The sequence below is a fragment of the Paenibacillus sp. 2KB_20 genome (genome assembly GCF_052115765.1).
Lineage (GTDB): Bacteria > Bacillota > Bacilli > Paenibacillales > Paenibacillaceae > Paenibacillus_AQ.
This window is the reverse complement of sequence record NZ_JBFRHH010000002.1, coordinates 70,718-90,288: the sequence shown is the minus strand read 5'-3', so window position 1 is coordinate 90,288 and position 19,571 is coordinate 70,718. Positions and strand designations below refer to the sequence as shown.

23 protein-coding genes, 1 tRNA gene and 1 riboswitch are annotated in these 19,571 nt (G+C 46.2%); of the genes, 18 read left to right on the top strand and 6 right to left on the bottom strand.

Annotated features, from left to right (window positions below):
• Positions 1 to 185: 185 nt before the first annotated feature.
• From AB4124_RS06280 to AB4124_RS06255, 6 genes are all read left to right on the top strand, one after another.
• Positions 186 to 1,037, top strand: coding sequence for a CPBP family intramembrane glutamic endopeptidase (locus AB4124_RS06280; RefSeq protein ID WP_339270076.1), 852 nt, complete (start codon positions 186 to 188; stop codon positions 1,035 to 1,037).
• Positions 1,038 to 1,055: 18 nt separating this feature from the next.
• Complete coding sequence (locus tag AB4124_RS06275) at positions 1,056 to 1,664, top strand: TetR/AcrR family transcriptional regulator (protein ID WP_339270078.1); 609 nt, start codon at positions 1,056 to 1,058, stop codon at positions 1,662 to 1,664.
• 323 nt (positions 1,665 to 1,987) lie between these two features.
• Entirely contained in the window at positions 1,988 to 2,389 is a 402-nt protein-coding gene (locus tag AB4124_RS06270) for an Rrf2 family transcriptional regulator (RefSeq protein WP_441971809.1), read from the top strand.
• 236 nt (positions 2,390 to 2,625) lie between these two features.
• Positions 2,626 to 3,267: a ThuA domain-containing protein gene (locus tag AB4124_RS06265; protein ID WP_430110770.1), complete on the top strand. Its 642-nt coding sequence runs from the start codon at positions 2,626 to 2,628 to the stop codon at positions 3,265 to 3,267.
• 142 nt (positions 3,268 to 3,409) lie between these two features.
• A complete protein-coding gene (locus AB4124_RS06260) occupies positions 3,410 to 3,880 on the top strand; it encodes a DinB family protein (RefSeq protein WP_076322243.1) in 471 nt (156 codons plus the stop codon).
• 246 nt (positions 3,881 to 4,126) lie between these two features.
• On the top strand, positions 4,127 to 5,581 hold the full coding sequence (locus AB4124_RS06255; protein WP_441971806.1) for an MDR family MFS transporter: 1,455 nt from the start codon (positions 4,127 to 4,129) through the stop codon (positions 5,579 to 5,581).
• Here AB4124_RS06255 and AB4124_RS06250 read toward each other — a convergent pair.
• From AB4124_RS06250 to AB4124_RS06240, 3 genes are all read right to left on the bottom strand, one after another.
• Complete coding sequence (locus AB4124_RS06250) at positions 5,560 to 5,715, bottom strand: hypothetical protein (protein WP_430138141.1); 156 nt, start codon at positions 5,713 to 5,715, stop codon at positions 5,560 to 5,562. The two genes, AB4124_RS06255 and AB4124_RS06250, sit on opposite strands and share 22 nt — an antisense overlap.
• A 67-nt stretch (positions 5,716 to 5,782) precedes the next feature.
• Positions 5,783 to 6,814: a ribonucleotide-diphosphate reductase subunit beta gene (locus AB4124_RS06245; RefSeq protein WP_076322241.1), complete on the bottom strand. Its 1,032-nt coding sequence runs from the start codon at positions 6,812 to 6,814 to the stop codon at positions 5,783 to 5,785.
• A gap of 483 nt (positions 6,815 to 7,297) precedes the next feature.
• Positions 7,298 to 9,631, bottom strand: a complete 2,334-nt coding sequence (locus AB4124_RS06240) for a ribonucleoside-diphosphate reductase subunit alpha (RefSeq protein ID WP_098741781.1) — start codon at positions 9,629 to 9,631, stop codon at positions 7,298 to 7,300.
• Between the two features lie 194 nt (positions 9,632 to 9,825).
• A riboswitch (cobalamin riboswitch) is annotated at positions 9,826 to 10,058 on the bottom strand.
• A 368-nt stretch (positions 10,059 to 10,426) separates the two neighbouring features.
• Here AB4124_RS06240 and AB4124_RS06235 point away from each other — a divergent pair.
• Together AB4124_RS06235 and AB4124_RS06230 are read left to right on the top strand one after the other, a co-directional pair.
• A complete protein-coding gene (locus tag AB4124_RS06235) occupies positions 10,427 to 10,732 on the top strand; it encodes an MTH1187 family thiamine-binding protein (RefSeq protein ID WP_076322239.1) in 306 nt (101 codons plus the stop codon).
• Positions 10,733 to 10,840: 108 nt separating this feature from the next.
• Positions 10,841 to 10,912, top strand: a tRNA-Thr gene (locus AB4124_RS06230).
• 91 nt (positions 10,913 to 11,003) lie between these two features.
• On the opposite strand, the gene AB4124_RS06225 is transcribed toward AB4124_RS06230, so the two are convergent.
• From AB4124_RS06225 to AB4124_RS06215, 3 genes are all read right to left on the bottom strand, one after another.
• Entirely contained in the window at positions 11,004 to 12,140 is a 1,137-nt protein-coding gene (locus tag AB4124_RS06225) for a tyrosine-type recombinase/integrase (RefSeq protein WP_441971803.1), read from the bottom strand.
• Positions 12,141 to 12,259: 119 nt separating this feature from the next.
• Entirely contained in the window at positions 12,260 to 12,676 is a 417-nt protein-coding gene (locus tag AB4124_RS06220; RefSeq protein WP_441971801.1) for an ImmA/IrrE family metallo-endopeptidase, read from the bottom strand.
• Positions 12,677 to 12,696: 20 nt separating this feature from the next.
• Positions 12,697 to 13,140, bottom strand: a complete 444-nt coding sequence (locus tag AB4124_RS06215; protein ID WP_441971799.1) for a helix-turn-helix domain-containing protein — start codon at positions 13,138 to 13,140, stop codon at positions 12,697 to 12,699.
• 191 nt (positions 13,141 to 13,331) lie between these two features.
• Here AB4124_RS06215 and AB4124_RS06210 point away from each other — a divergent pair, with 191 nt between their 5' ends.
• The 10 genes from AB4124_RS06210 (at position 13,332) to AB4124_RS06165 (ending at position 19,467) form a co-directional block, all read left to right on the top strand.
• The gene (locus AB4124_RS06210; protein WP_441971798.1) at positions 13,332 to 13,532 is read left to right on the top strand and encodes a helix-turn-helix domain-containing protein; all 201 of its coding nucleotides are present in this window, start codon (positions 13,332 to 13,334) and stop codon (positions 13,530 to 13,532) included.
• A 20-nt stretch (positions 13,533 to 13,552) separates the two neighbouring features.
• On the top strand, positions 13,553 to 13,735 hold the full coding sequence (locus AB4124_RS06205; RefSeq protein WP_441971796.1) for a helix-turn-helix transcriptional regulator: 183 nt from the start codon (positions 13,553 to 13,555) through the stop codon (positions 13,733 to 13,735).
• Positions 13,736 to 13,744: 9 nt separating this feature from the next.
• Positions 13,745 to 13,924, top strand: coding sequence for a hypothetical protein (locus tag AB4124_RS06200; protein ID WP_441971794.1), 180 nt, complete (start codon positions 13,745 to 13,747; stop codon positions 13,922 to 13,924).
• Between the two features lie 9 nt (positions 13,925 to 13,933).
• Positions 13,934 to 14,074 carry a hypothetical protein gene (locus AB4124_RS06195; protein ID WP_441971792.1) on the top strand — a complete coding sequence of 47 codons (141 nt, stop codon included), beginning with the start codon at positions 13,934 to 13,936 and terminating at the stop codon, positions 14,072 to 14,074.
• A 77-nt stretch (positions 14,075 to 14,151) separates the two neighbouring features.
• A complete protein-coding gene (locus tag AB4124_RS06190; protein WP_441971790.1) occupies positions 14,152 to 14,424 on the top strand; it encodes an AbrB/MazE/SpoVT family DNA-binding domain-containing protein in 273 nt (90 codons plus the stop codon).
• 27 nt (positions 14,425 to 14,451) lie between these two features.
• Positions 14,452 to 14,880 (top strand): hypothetical protein, encoded by a 429-nt coding sequence (locus AB4124_RS06185; RefSeq protein WP_441971787.1) that lies wholly within the window; start codon positions 14,452 to 14,454, stop codon positions 14,878 to 14,880.
• Positions 14,877 to 16,082 (top strand): DUF2800 domain-containing protein, encoded by a 1,206-nt coding sequence (locus AB4124_RS06180; protein WP_441971785.1) that lies wholly within the window; start codon positions 14,877 to 14,879, stop codon positions 16,080 to 16,082. Before AB4124_RS06185 ends, AB4124_RS06180 begins: the two co-directional genes overlap by 4 nt.
• Positions 16,083 to 16,239: 157 nt before the next feature.
• A complete protein-coding gene (locus AB4124_RS06175) occupies positions 16,240 to 16,839 on the top strand; it encodes a DUF2815 family protein (protein WP_441971783.1) in 600 nt (199 codons plus the stop codon).
• Between the two features lie 79 nt (positions 16,840 to 16,918).
• A complete protein-coding gene (locus AB4124_RS06170; RefSeq protein ID WP_441971781.1) occupies positions 16,919 to 17,524 on the top strand; it encodes a hypothetical protein in 606 nt (201 codons plus the stop codon).
• Positions 17,521 to 19,467 carry a DNA polymerase gene (locus AB4124_RS06165; RefSeq protein ID WP_441971779.1) on the top strand — a complete coding sequence of 649 codons (1,947 nt, stop codon included), beginning with the start codon at positions 17,521 to 17,523 and terminating at the stop codon, positions 19,465 to 19,467. The genes AB4124_RS06170 and AB4124_RS06165 overlap by 4 nt, the downstream gene beginning before the upstream one ends.
• Positions 19,468 to 19,571: the final 104 nt, after the last annotated feature.

Below are 19,571 nucleotides of genomic sequence, written 5' to 3'. Positions count from 1 at the left end.
TCAGCTCCTTGGTTTATTCAACAAAATTAGCTGCTGATCAAGCAAAGAAGTGATGGTTTTTAAAGGCAACCACGCAATAACAAGCGTCAAAATCTTTGTTCATTGTTGACAGACATATATTGGGTATGTATATTGTAGTTACCGACTATTTAGTCGGTAACTACAATGAGAGATGGGTGCATGTCATGGAAAAAAAATATGGCCTTCAACCGCCGATACCATTCAGCTTCAAATCTGTAGCAGGGTTCATCGTTATTTTTATTATTTGGCAAGGCGGCACTTTATTATGGTTAAATCTTGTTAATGCTTTGATTCCCGCTACTCGCTCAGGATTACCTAGTTTAATCACACTTTATTTGTCTTTTTTATTCCTTATTCTCGGCATCTTCCTTGTCACCAAATATTTCTTCAAAATTCGTTTTAGAACATTTTTGTTTGAAGGTAAAAGGCCCGATTTCCGAAAGTTTGCGATTTATTTCTTGTGGTATTTTATGGCGCTTATTTTGTATTTGCTTGTCGATATCGTCGTGCATCCTCAAGCTTTTACGCTTCATTTTGACCCGCTTCCATGGTTGGGTGTACTCATTGTTACCGCTCCTTTGATTTTGGTTCAAAGTGCTGCTGAAGAGATTTTGTTCCGAGGTTATATGTACCGTATGTTTAGATCATTAAGAGGCGGTGTATTCTGGTCCATTTTCATCACTTCCCTAATTTTTGCCCTGATCCATGGTTTTAACCCCGAAATGCTAAACTACGGGATTTTTGGACCGTTGTATTACCTGCTGGGGGCATTCTTTCTGGGAATCGTTGCCTACCACACCAATGGTCTGGCTGCTCCCATCGGGATCCATTTTGCCACGAACATTTTTAATACATCCATTTGGGGATATGGATCATCGACGCTGGAAAACATGGGGTTGCAAAGCATTGTATACCGCCACACGCTAGATATGCCGTTTGCATTCTTTGGGATTTTTGCTATCGTTATCTCATATGGTGCTTTTCAATTTTTCAAGTATAAAAGGAACCGTTCATAAGGTTCCAGGAGGAGCTTTATGACCAGAAGACGATTGCCGGCAGAAGAAGCAAAAACGATTATTTTAAACCATGCCAAGTTGTTATTTATCGAAAAAGGTTATGATCGAGCTACAATGGACGACTTATGTGCATCGACACAGATGAGTAAGGGCAATTTGTATCATCATTTTAAAAATAAAGAGGTACTCTTTCTCCAATTGCTTACCCAGCATGCCGAAGACATGTCACAAAAGTGGCTTCGTTCGGCCGAGCAATCCACGTCTCCCAGCGAACAGTTGCTTGAAATGGCTGATTTATTCGGACGAGATTGTGAAAGTCCCTTAATCCAAGCACTCGAAGAGTATGCTAAAACACTTTCAAGCGAATCCGAAGCATTGGCTACATTGAGAGAGATCACAGAAGTAGCCTATCGTGCGATTAGACAAGTGCTGCAAAAAGGGATCGAGCAAGGCGTTTTTATTAATGAAGATATCGAAACGTTGAGTTTTGGTGTGATGTCCACATTAGCTGGAGCAACGCAGCTCTGCCTAACGATGCCAAAATTAAGCGGGGACGAATATGCAGCCCTGCATGTCAATGCGATCAAGCTGCTTTTAAAGGGAATATCGATTGATGATCCCAACTGAAAAAAGAGAACACACTTGCTGAAAAATATTCATTGCTCGGACAATCGATGGTCGATAGATGTGCATCGTAGGCTTTCTTTACCCAGGCGATCTACTAGGCACTTCCCCCATCGATCCGGGTACAGCTTTTTTAGCAGCCTTCGGCTCTGCCTGGCGAATTCATCCGGAGCGGTGTCTTCAATGACGTGGCTGTTTCTAAACCGCTCCTTTTTCTCCTGATGAAACTTCGTGAGATTCCAAGAAAAGCGCATGTTTTATGCTTGACGTAATGAAATGTAATAGTTATTATAGATCTGCAAAGTCCTTAATTGAGGTGATGTTGAATGAAGTACTCCAAGGCTACCGATTATGCCCTCCATACGATGCTCTTTCTTACTGCGGCGACGCCCCAAAAACCAATAGGTGTACAGCAGTTGGCGGAGCGACAAAGTGTCTCTCCAACCTATTTGTCCAAAATACTGACAAAGTTGGTGAAGGCGGGCATGATTGAATCGATAACGGGGGTGAATGGCGGCTATCGACTCAAACGAAATTGGGAAAATATTTCGTTCCTAGATATTATTCATGCGATTGAAGGTTCGGCTTCCTTTTTCGATTGCAGTTTCGAGCATGGACCAGGATGCCCGATTCAAAAGGTGGTGTTATCGGCAGAAGAGAAGATGGAAGAACAGTTGAGAAATCAGAAAATGTCGGATCTTGTGCGGGAACATAATATAGTCATATGACACTTCTTTTTTTTAAGCCAATTAGTGACAACAAGTGTCTTTAAAATCTACAATATCGATTTATAACTAACCGGGGTGACTGTCCTACATGAGCCGCGATTTGGATCAAGAAGCGGCCGTGCCGCCGGATGTGTCTGCCGATCGCATCATGAAACTTGTGATGGACCAAAAGGCGTACCTTGGCGAACAGCATGAAGGACGAGAGTGACCCTGGCAAACGGGAAGGAGAGGAGACCATGAATATGAAAGCAATTGCGCTTGGACAATACGAGGGAGCGAAATATCATCCTTTTACGAATATTGATCACGAATTACAAACCATATTTGAACATATGGACATGGACGTTGAATGTACGGATGATTACGCCGTGCTTCAGGAGGATAAGCTGGAGGGCTATGATCTGTTTATATCGTACGCGGATTTTTCGGATCTGGAGATACCCGAAGATCAGGTACAAGCGCTCATATCCTATGTGAGAAACGGCGGAGGACTGCTAGTTATCCACAACGGTATCTCGCTGCAGCAAAGCAAAGAACTGGAAAAGTTAATCGGCGGCAGGGTTACGGGACATCCGGAATATACGTCACTGCCAGTTCGATATAATCAAGGGAGTCACCCTATTGTGGAGAACTTAAGCGATTTTACGATAGATGAAGAACCGTTTCGGTTCGAGCTGAGTCCGCATGAATCGGCGGTTATACTTGCCGAATATGTGCATGATGGCCAGCGGTGGCCTGCTGCGTGGGCACACACATATGGCTCTGGCCGCGTGGTATATCTGATGCCGGGGCATCATCTTCCATCTTTCCAGGTAGAATCCGTGCGTAAGCTGATTCGGAATAGCGGAATGTGGGCTGCCCAGGGGAGTGTAGAGTAGACATTCGACACACTAATTTTATGTAAACGTGCACCACTATTAAAGTGGTATTTTTTTATTGCGCTACGCATGGCGATTAACTAGGTGGTGAAATCCACAATTTAACCCATACGTATCTTATTTTCAAAAAGGGAGCGAGAAGATGGATGTATTCGAAAGCCAGTATGAATTGATCCAACGTACAAGGGAATCATTATTTAGTTATTGCGAAACTATGTCCCCCACAGATTATGTTAAAGAAGTTGAAACCTTAGGCGGAGTTTCTATTCGCAGTCTGCATGCTCATGTAGCCGATTGTTATAGGGTATGGTTGGGGAGTCGTGCCCTTGGTCAATCACTTCCCAAAATAAAACCAGAATTCGTTGACAATGTACAGGAAATGCGTGAAGTTTTTAAGAAAACGGATGCCCTGGTTCATGAATTTCTGAATGAATTTAAAAACAAATGGGACCCTACCATTCCAGCATCCTGGCAGAGTAGCAGCGTAGAGTTAACCGAATTATGGCTTTTTACGCACACCATCACCCACGAATTTCATCATAGGGGGCAAATTGTAAAAATGGGCAGGCAACTCGGGTATATCCCGCCGAAAATGAACCTCGTTAAACCTTAGTGATCGTCATAGAAATACTTTCGGAAATGAAATCGAAAAAAATATTACTTTTAAGATGCCCGATTCAAAAGGTGGTGTTATCGGCAGAAGAAGAGATGGAAGAACAGTCGAGAAATCAGAAAATGACTGATCTTGTGTGAGAACTGAATATAGTTACATAACAAGCAATTCTTTTTTTGACTAATTAAAGACAACTGATATCTTTAAAGTCTATAATATTGGATTATTACGAGGAGAGTGGAGAATATGCAAGCAGCGACGCCAGAAGCACAGCATAATGCGGTGCAAAAATATAAAGTTATTCCAATCATGGTTTCCTTACTATTAAGCGGATTTATTGGGATGTTTAACGAGACAGCTTTAAACGTAGTGCTCAGCGATTTAATCAACCAGTTTCATATCACCGCCGCAACCGCCCAATGGCTGACAACAGGTTACTTACTGACCCTCGGCATATTGGTTCCGATATCCGGGTTGTTTCTCCAATGGTTTTCAACCAGACAATTGTTCACGGCTTCGCTCTTATTGGCTTTACTCGGCACAGCGGTGGCGACCGTTTCCACGGGATTTGAGTTGCTCATGATTGCACGAGTCATTCAAGCTGCGGGCGTAGCGGTCATCCTGCCGCTGATGTTTCACACAGTGCTTGTCATTGTTCCACCTAAGAGGCGGGGGACGACCTACGGGCTGATCGGGCTTGTCCTTGTGGTTGCTCCTGCTGTCGGCCCTACCCTTTCCGGTCTGTTGATCGAGCAGCTTAGCTGGAACTGGATTTTCGGATTGACCCTTCCCGTTTTGGCGTTTTCTCTTCTGTTTGGAATGCGATATATGCAAAATATATCGACGATTACCAAGCCGAAAATAGATATCTATTCGCTTATCTTATCCACGCTTGGCTTCGGCGGAATTGTATTTGCTTTTAGCAGTGCAGGGGAAGGAGAAGGAGGATTTGGAGCGCCCAAGGTCGTGATTCCGATGATTGTCGGCATATTGGCGATTATGATATTTGCGGTACGGCAATTGCGAATGAAGCAGCCTATGATGGATTTGAGGGCATTCAAACAGCCTATGTTTACGGTTGGCACTGTTATGCTTATGATTGCCGTAATGGTGATGATGGCAGCCATGATTATGTTGCCCTTGTATTTGATCAGAGGCCTCGGCCTTAACGCTTTTTCGGCCGGACTTGTTTTGTTGACCGGGGGGATTGTGAACGCGATCACGCAACCGATTATGGGCAGAATATTCGATAAATTTGGGCCGAGATGGGTTGTTCCCGCGGGTATGGCCTTGATATCCGTCGTTCTCTGGTTTATCTCAGGAATTACGGCAACGACGACAATAACCCAAATCATTGTGCTTCACACCTTTTTGATGATCGGGATCTCCATGGTCTGGATGCCTTCGCAGGCGAATGGACTGAACCAATTGCCTCCTTCACTTTACCCGCACGGTAGCGCAATTATGAATACGGTCCAGCAGGTGGCGGGTGCGATCGGCATAGCGGTTGCGGTAAGTATCATGTCTGTGGGCATGAGCAGCTTTCTGAAGCAAACGGCAGACCAGGCGGACCCTGCTAACGCCGCGCTTGCTTTGACAGAAGGGATACAACATGTTTTTGATATTGCTGTTGTCGTTGCGATTGTAGGTTTCATCTTTTCTCTATTCATGAAGCGTGTTCACATATTGGAGCAGAAATAATCCTCAATATTTGAAATTTGAAAATCAACCAGCGCGGCCAGCAGTTTCAGCGGCATGGAACCGATCACGTACAGAAATGTCACCTTCATAAATGATGACACATTATTGTATTTCATTTTATTGTAGCCGATCATATGATATAAAAAACCTCCGAGATCCCTGGTAAGGGAATCCCGGAGGTTTGTGTATTTGGAGAGGTTTTTATAGATCGTCAAAACCGTTGTCGTCGCCAACTTTGCCGTAGTTACGGGATTTAGCTTCGAAGAAGTCGGTCTTCGTCGCGTTAAGGGCTTCATCGGAGAAAGGCTTGATCCATGGCATGCAGTTAACGTCCACACCTTCGTAAGCTTTTTCCAGACCCATCATGGTGATGCGACGGTTCGCGATGTACTTGATGTAATCGCCCAATTCGTTCAGATCGATGCCGCGCACATTGCTGAGCGTGTAGTGGGCCCAGTTGGTTTCGAGCTCGACGGCACGGTCAATGGTGCGGTACAGGTAGTCGATGTTCTCTTTGGAGTTCAGCTCAGGGAAATCCTTGAGCAGCTGCTTGAACACTTCGGCGAAGAAGTAGCAGTGCTGGTTCTCATCACGCTGAATATAGGAGATCATCTGGCTGGTTGCCATCATCTTCTGGTCACGAGCGAGGTTGTAGAAGAAGGCAAATGTACTGTAGAAGAAGATGCCTTCCAGGATCAGGTCCGCGACCATCGCTTCGAAGAAGGATTGCGGCGACGGATTGTCACGGAAGTTCTGATAAATGTTCGAGATGAACTGGTTGCGTTCCAGAAGTACCGGGTCATGCTTCCAGTATTCGAAGATGTCCTTCTGCTCTTGCTCCGATACGATGGAGGATAGCACGTAGGAATAGGATTGGTTGTGAACCACCTCTTGCTGACCGATGATAGCCGAGATGGCTTCGAGTGACGAATCAGTGAAGTAACGCTTCACGTCACTGACAAACATCGTCTGCATGGAATCCAGAACAGCGAGCAGGGAGATGTTGATCTTGAAGGTGCGCTGCTCTTCAGGGTCCAGGCGCGGGAACTGCTGCGCATCCTTGGACATCGGAATCTCGTCCGCGATCCAGTGGTTCAGCAGCAGGACTTTGTACAGCTTATACATATGAGGCATCCGAATGTCGTTCCAGTTCAAGATCCCGGAGCATTCACCTTCAATGACGCGAGTGGAGCGGTTGGGTGCTTCGGTATTAAATATCTTTTGCATTTGCATGCCGTTTTTCTCTCCTTGTATATCATAGTAGGGCGGAAGGTTGAAGGGACCTGCGAGCCTATTCGAGGGACGGGTATCCACTCTCCAGCCGCTGTTGTCCGCCCTTTGCTTGAATGTATTTTTAAGGTTGCAAAGGGCTCCCAAAGGCGGACGTAAACTCTTCCGATTGGATCCCCTTACCCTTGTAGTCTTTTATTAGAAAGCATATTCAACATTGCTTACAGCCGTTCGATGTGAGCCAAACATGCAGCGATTCCCAAGGGGAGAGCGATCCCAGCAGGCAGTAACTCACCAATCGCACGAAGTAACTCATTAGCTTTCGCGCTAAATTCCAGCGTTCCCGAAGGGAGAAAGCGCTCCTAGCCACTAAAGTAACGTAGAAGCGCCTCATTCAGAACCTAAGCACCTTGCGGGTGTCCAGAGGGCAGAGCCCTTGGGGCCCTCCCTTGGAAGGGAGGGTTTGGGTGGGTTCGAAATTAAAGGTTAGCTAGCACAGCTTTCGCACTCTTCAATCGTCAGCGCACGGCTGCGTACATAATAAGTGGACTTGATGCCGGCTTTCCAGGCATGCAGGTGCAGCTCCAGGAATTCCGAAGCCCGGATATCAGGGCGGACGTACAGGTTAAAGCTTTGCGCTTGGTCAACGTGACGCTGACGGGCGGCAGCCATTTTGATGGACCAATGCTGGTCGATCAAGAAAGCCGTTTTATAGTACCAGATCGTTTTTTCGGACAGATCCGGAGCCGGGTTAGCCACTTTGTAAGTGGTTTTTTCTTCATAAGACAGAAGTTCGTACAATGGATCGATGCTCGCTGTGGAACCCGCGATGATCGATGTGGAGCCGTTCGGCGCGATGGCAAACAGCCATGCGTTACGGACCCCGCTTTCTTGTACTTCTTGCTGCAATTCGCGCCATTGTTCGGTGGTTACGAACTTGCCTTCATGCTCGCCGTCGGTGTAACCGCGGAACGTGAAGTACTCGCCGCTCTCCCAGTCGGAGCCTTTGAATTTCGGATAGTGGCCTTTTTCCTTGGCCAACTCCATGCTGGATTTAACGAGCAGGTAGTTGATGTGCTCATACAGGTTGTCGTTATATGCAACGGCTTCGTCGGATTCCCAGCGGATGCCTTCCAGCGCCAGCAAGTGATGCAGACCGAAGGTGCCGAGACCGACCGCACGGTATTGGCTGTTGGTATATTGAGCTTGCAGAACTTCAATATTGTTAATGTCGATAACGTTATCCAGCATGCGAACCTGGATCGGAACGAGACGCTCCAGCACACCAGCAGGTACAGCACGAGCCAAGTGGATGGAGTTCAGGTTGCAGACAACGAAATCGCCAGGGATTTTGGAAATTACGATCCGGGTTTGGCCGTCTTTCGTAACCAGTTCCTCTTGCTCAACAACTGTCGGAGATTGGTTCTGCATGATCTCGGTGCACAGGTTGGAAGAGTAGATCATGCCATGCGCAGAGTTCGGGTTCGCACGGTTGACCGTGTCGCGGTAGAACATGTACGGTGTACCCGTTTCAAGCTGGGATTTCATGATGCGCTTCATAATGTCGATAGCCTGTACCGTAATGCGCGGCAGCAGCGGGCTCGCCACGGCTTCAGCATACTTTTGACGGAATTCGCCTTCGCCTTGTCCTTGATCATAGAAGTCTTCCAGGCCCAGCGGACGGCCGTTCTCGTCTTTCCAGCCCATGATTTTCTTCACTTCATGTGGACAGAAGAGGCTCCACTCTTCACGTGCTTCTACAGCTTCCATGAACAGGTCAGGCAGACATACGCCGTGGAACACGTCATGTGCTCTCATGCGCTCGTCACCGTTGTTCAGCTTCAGATCCAGGAAGGACAGAATGTCTTTGTGGAACACATCCAGGTAAACCGCGATAGCGCCTTTACGAGTTCCCAATTGGTCAACGCTAACAGCGGTGTTGTTCAACTGGCGAATCCAAGGGATAACGCCGGAGCTGGTGTTTTTGTGACCGCGAATGTCAGAGCCGCGTGCACGAACTTTACCGAGGTACACCCCGATGCCGCCGCCCATTTTGCTGAGACGGGCGATATCCGTATTGGAATCGAAGATTCCTTCCAGGGAGTCGTCCACGGTATCGATGAAGCAGCTGGAAAGCTGGCCGGCTACTTTTTTACCTGCGTTAGACATGGTCGGCGTAGCGGCCGTCATATACAGGTTACTCATGGCCCAGTAGGCTTCTTTGACAAGGTCAAGACGCTTGTCAGCTGGCTCGTTGTGCATGAGGAACATCGCGATGACCATGTACCGTTCTTGCGGAAGTTCCATGACGCGACCGTCAAAGTCGTTTGCCAGGTAACGCTCAGCCAGTGTCAACAGCCCGATGTAATCAAACAGCAGGTCGCGGCTTGGATCGATGCATTCGCCGAGTTCTTCGATTTGTTCTTTGGTGTAGCTGGTCAGAAGATCCTCGCGATAAATGCCTTTCTGTACAAGCTCTGTAATGAGCGGGTAGAAGGCACCGTATGGTTCTTCCGGGTATGCTTTGTATCGGCGGTTGGTGGCCGCTTTTTTATATAAAGAGGTCAGAAACGAACGCGCAGCTGCAAACTTCCAATCCGGCTCCTCTTTGGTTACAAGCTCAAGGGCGGACATCGTGAAGGCGTTGCTGATTTCTTCGCCGGTAACTTGCTCACCGCGCAATTTGGCATTGACGCCGCGAAGCAGGCGCTCTTTATCGAGCATGTCCAATCCTTTTAGAGTCCGGTCGGCATAGACGGAGAGACGAATTTCATCAAAGGCGAGCTGACGGTTGTTCGGTTTAACTACGAGCTGGGGCATGAATAAATTCCTCGCTTTCTTCGGGGGAAATATGAAAAAGGACATCAAAAAAACATTTTCTAAAACCCGCGGGCAGGCTTGAAAATGTCCGTGCGCTGTGATTCGAAAATGACGTTTGCCATAAGCCCATGAATGGGCATGATGTTATGTACAGACGCAAGCTTAACGAACACTTACCTAAAACCCCGTAGGTTGGTGTCTGCTGCATATAGGCAGGTCTCCTGACTTGAGCTACTTTCCTCGGCATTGCCTCCCCTGAGACCTTGATCCGGTTCCTCGGTGGCATATGTCGTATGTGGATGGCTGATAGATCATAAACAGCCTTAGGCCCTTACAGTGGCGGGACCGTGATGGATTTACACCATGCTTCCCTATTAAGCCGGACTGCCTTATAGGTTGATCCGGCACCTACACACACTATATTTGGTTGTTGTTAATCTAATTTAACCCAATATATTGTGTTTGTAAACTATATTCTTAAAATTGAACGCAAAAAGAATTATAGCAAACGAGCGGCCATTGTGCCAGTTAAGAAACTGCCAAAAGGCCATAACATTTCCTGAATTGTGACCAAATGCGACCTTTTCTGCGCAGATACCACGTATATTATCGTTTTGACAAAATAGGATATATTCGTACGGATGAAACGAGGAAGATACACCATATCTTGTATGAAGTTACAGACAGACGGACTTTGATATGGAGGGTCAGAATTGATATGATAACTGTATCCGGGAGTTTAACGCATTCGGAAGCATTCCATATTAATGAGATGCAACGAGGGAGGTATTCAGGATGGCTATAGCGGAGGTAACGGTGATTCCGATCGGAACCGCAACAACGAGCTTGAGTTCTTATGTTGCCGAGATGCAGCGTATATTGAAACAACAGGATGGAATATCCTATGAGCTAACTTCGATGAGCACCATCATCGAGGGAGAGCTTAACATGATCTGGCGGGCGATTGAGGCTTTGCATGAAGCGCCTTTTCTGTCCGGTGCGAAGCGCGTATCGACTTCCGTGAAGATCGACGACCGCAGGGATCAAGTCTCCTCGAGCAAACAGAAGATCCAGTCCGTGCAGGAGAAATTAGGCGGGTAATACCGCCAGTTACGGAGGATATTTCCGTAAGAATAGGACTTGCATTTTGCTGCTGAAGTATTATAATAATTTTTGTTGTTTCGTGAGGAATATCATCGAACCACATTTGCTGGTGTAGCTCAGGGGTAGAGCAACGCACTCGTAATGCGTAGGTCGGGGGTTCAATTCCCTTCACCAGCATCTTTATAAAGTCAATAATGGCGCGGCTTTCCGGTGAGATGGGGGCTGCGCCGTTTTTTTGGGTGCAAACCAATTGCAAACCTTTAGTTTGTTAAAGTGGTTTATTGTCATCATCATCCCCAAGAATGGACCCTCCTAAACTTCTCAAAGCAGCCTCCTGCAATCCTGGTAAAACGTGCGAGTAAGTATCTAATGTTATTGTTATAGATGAGTGGCCTAAGCGTTCTTGGACAATTTTAGCATGGACACCACGTTTTAGAAGAATTGATGCGTGAGTGTGTCGCAGGTCATGAAATCTTATTTTGGGCAGGTCGAGTTTGTCCAATATTTTATAGTACTCTCGGGATAGATTTCGAGGACTTACTGGCGTACCGATATGTGTCTGAATGACCAATCCATGATCGTTATAGATAGGTCGGTTTTCATTTTTTTCTCTTTCTTGTTCAGACTGGTGTTGCCTTAGTAATTCAATAGTGTCAGGAAATAAGGCAACCGACCTTTCGCCACTAGCTGTTTTCGGTTCGTGAAATTCATAACCGGAATGAGCCTTCGTATATGCCTGTCTGATTGAAAGCTTGCCAGCATTTAGATCTACATCCTTCCATCTCAGCCCAAGTATTTCACCAATACGCATTCCAGTGGACGCCGCTAGATCAAAGACAACGTGAAAACGGTTAGTTTTTGCTGATTCTAAAAAGACTTTTAATTGTGCTTCATTCCATACTTCAAACTTCACTTTTTTAACTCTCGGTGGAGTCACCGCATTGGCTACGTTTTTTGATATATCACCAAAACCAATGCCTTCATCTAGAGCATCTTTAATAAGCCCATGAAGCTTTTTAATTGAATTCGCAGATATTGTATTTAATAGCTTTTGATTATAGAGATCGTTTAGATGTCTAGGTTTAAGGTGAAACACTTTTACTTTTCCGAGATGTGGAATTAAGTGAGTATTTATTAACCAAGAATACGATTTCCATGTTCCAGGGCGGACTTGGTTTTTTTTATTTGTAAGCCAATTAGTCATAAACTCAGACACAGTTTCTTCAGATTCTTCAATAAATACGCCGTCGTTAATTTCTTTTATTTTTTCGATCATAGCCCGTTCAGCGTCTTTTTCTTTGTCATATCCGGAAAACCATTTCTGCCTTCTTTCCCCGTTTTCGTCTCGTCCGATATCTAGGACAAAACACCACTTCTTACCTCTTTTTCTTACGTGACCTTTCATGTTTGCTCCTCCTTCTTAAATTAATTTAGTTTGATTTACATTTAATAGGCAACACCGCCTTTCATGGGGAATGTATGTTCTTGTTTGGGCGTGACGAAATAAGCCTCTACCGATAAGTCTTAATAGAAGCTATGAAATTTTGTAGGGATTTGACATCTGAGTAAAAATTGTTCCCTCGTTTCAAAAGGTTCTGGTCTATTATTTCCAACAAGAAGATGAACTGCAAAATAATTGGCTTCCCGTTCTATTCGATCAATTGAAAACAATGTATTCGATTTCAAAAAGGGTGTGCTTATGTTCGGATGAAATATGTAGTGCCCTAACTCATGGGCTATAGTATGACGAGTGTTCTCTTCGTTGAGTCGATGATTGATATGTATGATCGGAATACGCTTGTAAAAATGAAAGTATCCCCAAATATCACCTAATTCTTCATAAATGACTTCAACCTTCATATTTGATGTTATTTTATGAGGATCATTAGTTTGATGAGATTTAATAATCTTCTCCACTTTACGATCTATTATTATGTTCATTTGTGAAGCCCCCAAATAGATTAGTCCCGATATTTTTTAGGAGTGAACTTCTTTTTTGCTATTTGTTTAGCAACACGTAACGAATTTTCAAATGAAATTCTTAATAATTCTCGATCGTTCTCATCCATTTCAAGTGGTTCTCCAAGGTATGAGATACCACTATCCCCCTCTAATTTCTTCATCATTCTTTCAAGCTCTTTTGCTATATCTGCTTCATCCTTCTCAGTAAGTACATAATAACTACTTTTTTCATTTTCAGAATCAACCTCACCTTGTGTGAAGTAATCAACCTTTTTGTCAAAGTAATTGGCGATTAATTGAAGTGAATCTATTTGGGGATTCTTAGTTGTTTTATTCAAAATCTTGGTGAGTGTAGTGTACGGGACTCCCGTTTCTTTAGAAAGTTTGTAGGCGCTTATTCCTTTTTCATTCATTAGACCTTGAATTCTTTCTGCTATCCCCAATTTTAACAACCTCCACTATAACCTAATTCGGATATAACCTAATAAGGGGATAATAAAACAGAATAGGGAGATAAGTCAAGTATAAAAGAGAAATCAAAAGTAAATCAGGTATTATATGACCGTAAAGGGTTATAACTAGGCTTTACTATGACCGTAAAGGGTTATAATATGTGATCAAGGAGGTGGTAAACATGGGGCTGAAGATTGAAGGGAATATACAGAACCTGCTCAATGAGAAGGGATGGACAATTTATCAACTAGGAAAAGAAAGCGGAGTTTCCCTAACTGTATTGTATGGTCTGGGCTCAAAAAAACAAGGCCCAAAAATAGAAACCCTTGTTAAGATTGCCGATGCTTTGGGGGTTACATTGGATGAACTTGTGAGAGAGTAAGCAGCTTAGGAGGGGTACTATTGTCAAATCATGAAGAGTTACTAACCATTCCTCAATTGGCGGATCGTCTAAAAATTAGCAAAAGAAAAGCTTATGAATTAAAGCACAGAACCGGATTCCCGTCGTACAACGTAGGTCAAAGGCAAACAAGAGTGATTTGGTCTGAAGTTGATAGATGGATGAGGGCAAATTGCCTGAAATGAGGTGACTAAATGAGCAAGGTAAGGGACCTGATAGCCGATGAGGTTATCGACTACTGCGCTAATGAGTTATGCGGTAAGGAAATCTACTTCGGTCAACCCGCTTGGAAAATCGATTTTGAGCTTGTTTGCTCCGCACCGTGTCTGATTAAGAAGCTCGGCGCAGTAACAGTAATTGCCGGAAGGGGGTGAAACAGGAAGGTGAACAAGAGGTTACGGATCCGCAGCTGTAAAAACCTGATGGAGCTGATCGAGACAACAAAGTCTTCGCTGCTCCGGGAAGTGTACCGCCGACAATATATCAGCCTGGCTTCACGTCTTAAAAAGAAAAATGCAGCTTGAACGGGGTAGGAGCCGTCAAACTGCAAATCATTCAACTAGTTAAGGTCAGTTTAACACTGGTCGGAAGGAGAAGCAATATGAAAGCTACAGGAATTGTTCGCCGGATCGATGATCTGGGGCGCGTTGTGATCCCTAAAGAGCTGCGCCGCACGTTTGGAATCGCAGAAGGGGACCCGATGGAGTTTTACACTGAGGCTGACAAGATCATCATCAGTAGATATGCACCTGGTTGCTTTATCTGTGGGGAGTCAGAGCCTACAAAATTAAAAGAATTCCAATCAAAACTAATCTGTACTGATTGCATTAAATCGGTCGTTGAGCATTATAGTCAACACCCTGCTAGCAATTAATAATTCAATTATCAGGAGGACTTATACATGCCCGTACAAATTACGATTAACGGCGATAACGCCGCACAAGCCATAGAAGAGTTTGCTACATTGTCCGCTGCATTCGGCGGGCCAGCTGCTCCGTCTGCTACCGTTTCTGAAGAACCGAAGTCACGTCAACGGAAAACCTCTACTGTCAAGAAAGATGAAAGCAAAAATGTAGATGTCGGTCAGAAAATTGACGTTGACGCCATTGAGAAGGAAATCGAGGAAGAAGCTGAAGATGGTCGATCGACTGAAGAAGAGGAAATTCCAAGCGTGGTGGATCTCCGGGCTAAGGCTCAAGAAGTCGGCAAGGATCCGAAGAAGAAGCCAGCCATCAAAGAACTGCTGGGCAAGTTTGAAAGTGCGTCGATCTCGGATGTACCAGAAGAGAAGCGAATCGCCTTCATGGAAGAGCTGGAGAATCTTCTATGACGCAGCCAGCACATGCTGAACGGGCCCATGCCTTATTGGGTGCGTCCAAGGCGGATCAGTGGATAAACTGTCCGCCCAGCGCCCGGCTGCAGGAGAGCATCCCCGATAAACGTAGCGAGTTCGCCGATGAGGGGACCGCGGCCCATGAGCTGTCCGAGCTGATCCTACGCCGGAGACTAACCCCTTGTAATGCGACCGAACGTAAACGGCTTGATAAGGCCATTGAAAAATTCAAGAAAACCAACTCCTATTACGGACCGGAAATGGAAGACGCAGTGGCTGCCTATGTGGATGTTGTAGAGGAACGCTTCATGGCGGCCAAGACTCGAACGAAGGATGCAGTGATACTTTTCGAAGAGCGTGTGGATTTCTCGGAATGGGTTCCGGATGGATACGGTACCGGTGACGTTGTGATTATCTCGGACTGGATGCTTGATGTCATTGACCTCAAATATGGTAAGGGCGTTCCGGTCAGCGCGATCGGTAACCCTCAGCTCCGGCTGTACGGTCTGGGCGCCTGGTCGAATTGGAATTATCTCTATTCGATCAAAGAAGTCAGTATGACAATTGTTCAGCCACGACTGGATAGCGTCAGTACAGATACGCTTCCGCTTGGTGAGCTAATTGAATGGGCCGAGGTCGTTGTTAAGCCTGCAGCTGCGCTGGCAGACGCTGGGGAAGGTGAATTCGAGCCCGGTAGCCATTGCCGATGGTGCAAAGTGAAAGGGAACTGCCGTGCGCGTGCTGATGAGAATATGAAGGCTCTTGCGTATGAATTTCAGGATCCGGCTCTTTTATCCATGGACGAAATCGGCTCGGTTTTATTTGTAGCTGAGCAATTGAAAGTGTGGGCAAAGGACGTTGAGGAATACGCCTTCGATCAGGCTAAAGCTGGCGCGAAGATCCCATCGTGGAAACTAGTTGAAGGCAGGAGCAACCGAGCCATTACCGATAAGGTTGCTGCTCGTAAAGCATTAGAAACTGCTGAGCTTGAAGCTGAAAAGTATCTCAAGCCGCAGGAGCTGCTTGGCATTGGTGATCTGGAGAAGAAGATCGGCAAAAAGGAGCTTGCTTCCTTGTTGGACGGTCTAATCGTGAAGCCTCCAGGTAAACCGGTACTGGTGCCGGAGACTGATAAGCGGCCGGAGCTGAATAGCGTGGATCAAGATTTTGCAAATGAGGATTTCTCGGATGCTATGTAGTAACTGTCGGCATTTAAGGTCAAAGAGTGTTGGTTACATCTCAACTGTTTACTACTGCGGCCTCAGAAAAGGGCAAATCGGGGTTCATCCTTGGAAAGAAAAGCCCCATCCTCGGTGTCCGCTTAAAAATAAAACAATTAAAGGAGTTCGAACAAATATGGCAATCGATAATCAATCAACCAAAGTAATCACAGGAATGGTACGTCTTTCTTATACTCACGTTTTTGAACCGCAATCTATCGATGGTGGAGATGAGAAATACAGCACGGCGATCTTGATCCCGAAGTCAGATAAGGAAACACTTCGCAAGATCAAAGCTGCTGTCGATGCTGCAAAGGAGCTTGGAAAGAGTAAATGGGGCGGCAAGATCCCGGCAAACTGTAAGACACCGCTGCGTGACGGTGACGAGGAACGGCCAGATGATGAAGCGTATGCCGGTCATTACTTCCTGAATGCTTCGAGCAAAAACAAGCCTGGGATTGCTAAGCCGATCGGTAAGGATGGCAACGGTAAAACCAAATTCCAAGAGATCACGGATACAACTGAAGTATACTCCGGCTGCTACGCCAAAGTGAGTTTGAACTTCTATCCATTCGATGCTAAAGGAAACCGTGGCGTTGCTGCAGGGCTGAACAACCTCGTTAAAGTGCAAGATGGAGATTTCCTGGGCGGACGAAGCAGCCTGAATGATGACTTTGCAAGTGAGGACTTCGATGACATTGTGGACATCAGTGACGATGACGATTACTTGAACTAATCAATTTACTTCTTTGGAGGGGCTTGGGATACAGGCCCCTTTTTATAACCGCAAAATCTCAAATCGGAGGGACTAATCCATGCAATACAAATATGCAGTAGTGAAAATCGCTGACATTGATACACTGCTACTCGAAGTAGATCGAAAGAAGATGTACCAGCTCCTTAACATAATAAACGATGAAAGAGAGTTGTTGGGTAAAGGCATTAATTCATACATCGTCGTTAACACGGATGAACCTTATGCTACTGAGATTGTTGAAATTCTAAAGCGTAATGGGCATTGGGGAACAGAACGTAATGAGCTGCCTGAAGGATTGACCATTAGCCGATTGGTTGAAGAAGCACATCGTAATGCAGTCGAAAAGGGCTGGTGGGACGAAGACTGCAGTTTTGGGGAAATCATTTCTCTGATTCACTCGGAAGCATCAGAAGCTCTGGAGGATTACCGGAACGGTCGGGATATTACCGAAGTTTGGTATGAAAATAAAGAATTAAAAACAAGAATGAATGACCCTATTACCCCGAATTGCAAACCCTGCGGCATCCCGTCAGAGTTGGCTGACATCGTGATCAGAGTATTCGATGTATGCGGACGGCACGGTATCGACCTGGAGACTGCAATCAGGGAGAAGATGGCATACAACGCAACACGGCCACAGCGTCACGGTGGGAAGAAGCTATGACGCTTCTCCAAATTGACCTTGAAACATACAGCAGCCTTGATATTAAAAAATCGGGCGTCTATCCCTACGTTGAGGCTCCTGACTTTGAAATTCTTCTGTTCGGTTTTGCTTTCGATAATGATCCGGTGACGGTTATCGATCTGATGGACTTTGAGGCAATTCCAAGCGATGTGATCAAAGCCTTGAAGATGGATGTGATCAAAACCGCCTTCAATGCTAACTTCGAACGAACTGCGCTGGCGAAATACATGGGCTATCTGATGCCGCCAGAACAATGGCGCTGTTCAAGTGTTCATGCTCTGACCTTGGGGCTGCCTGGAGATCTGGCCGGAGTTGCCAAGGTGCTGAAAGTGGATGAACAGAAAGACAGTGCTGGTAAGGCGCTGATTAAATATTTTTCTACGCCATGCAAGCCGACCAAGGTCAACGGTGGGCGGACCCGTAACCTCCCATATCATGACCCGGAGAAGTGGCAGCAGTACAAGGAGTATAACCGGCAAGACGTTGAAGCCGAACGGGCCGTTCGAAAGATGATCGAGAAATACGAGATATCCGAATTTGAACATAAGCTCTGGGCTTTGGATCAGAAGATCAATGATAACGGGATACAGCTTCATCCGGAGCTAGATACTCGGGCCATCGAATGTGATGAAGCCTTTAAGATTCGAACGGTTCAGGAGGCCAAGGAGCTCACTGGTCTGGACAATCCGAATAGCCCGGCGCAGTTGAAGGCCTGGCTGGAGGAAGAGGAAGGGATCCAGATCGACGGCTTAACCAAAGACACTATACCGGGTCTGATCAAAGAAGCGAAGAGCGAAAAGGTTAAAACGATGCTGAAGCTCCGGCAGCAGCTGTCCAAAACATCGGTGAAGAAGTTCGAAGCCATGCAGCGCGCACGCTGCCAGGACGGCCGGGTTAGGGGATTACTACAGTTCTATGGAGCTAACCGGACCGGGCGCTGGGCAGGAAGGCTGGTGCAAGTGCAGAATCTCCCGCAGAACAAATTGCCGGACTTGGATCTCGCAAGGGATCTACTTTTATCCGGAGATTATGAGCTGCTGGAAATGCTGTTTGGCGCTCCGCCATTTGTCCTGTCTCAGTTGATCCGGACGGCCTTCATTCCTTCGCCGGGATGTCGCTTTATCGTTTCAGACTTCTCTGCGATCGAGGCGCGGGTGATAGCCTGGCTGGCGGGTGAGACCTGGCGGCTGGAGGTATTCAAGACCCATGGCAAGATTTACGAAGCCTCGGCGGCGCAGATGTTCCACTTGACCCTTGAAGAGATCACCAAGGACTTACGCCAAAAAGGGAAGATCTCGGAGCTTGCATTGGGTTATGGTGGCGCTGTTGGCGCTCTGGAGCAGATGGGGGCTCTTAAAATGGGGCTCACTCCGGATGAGCTGCCGCCACTAGTTAAAACATGGCGTGCAGCTAATAAGAAGATTACTCAGCTCTGGTGGGATGTGGACAGGGCCGCTATGACGGCAGTCCAAGAGCGAAGAACGATCAAGCTGCAGTATGGTCTGACATTTTACTGCGAAGGCGGCTATCTGTTTATCCGGCTGCCATCTGGTCGCCGTTTGGCCTATGTAAACCCACGGATTGTTGATGGGAAATTTGATAAGCCGGCACTTGTCTATGACGGTGTGGACCAGACAAAGAAGACATGGGGCAAGATTGACACTTACGGACCGAAGCTAGTCGAGAACATTGTGCAGGCGATCAGCCGGGACTGTCTGGCCGTGAGCATGCTTCGCTTGGATGCTGCAGGCTTTGAGACTCGGATGCATGTCCATGATGAGGTCATAGTCGATGAGCCTTACGACAATGGCAGGGACTCGTTAAACGAGATAACTGAAATTATGGGGCAGCCGATCGAATGGGCGCCGGGACTTCCACTTCGTGCCGAAGCCTTTGAGACGGACTTTTATAAGAAGGATTGATGGAATCATGTATGATTTTGATCCTTATTTTCAAGATATCCCTTGGGATTTGATATATGACGATAACGGTGAGCTGATCGGCGAGGTCTATATGGCCTTACCGG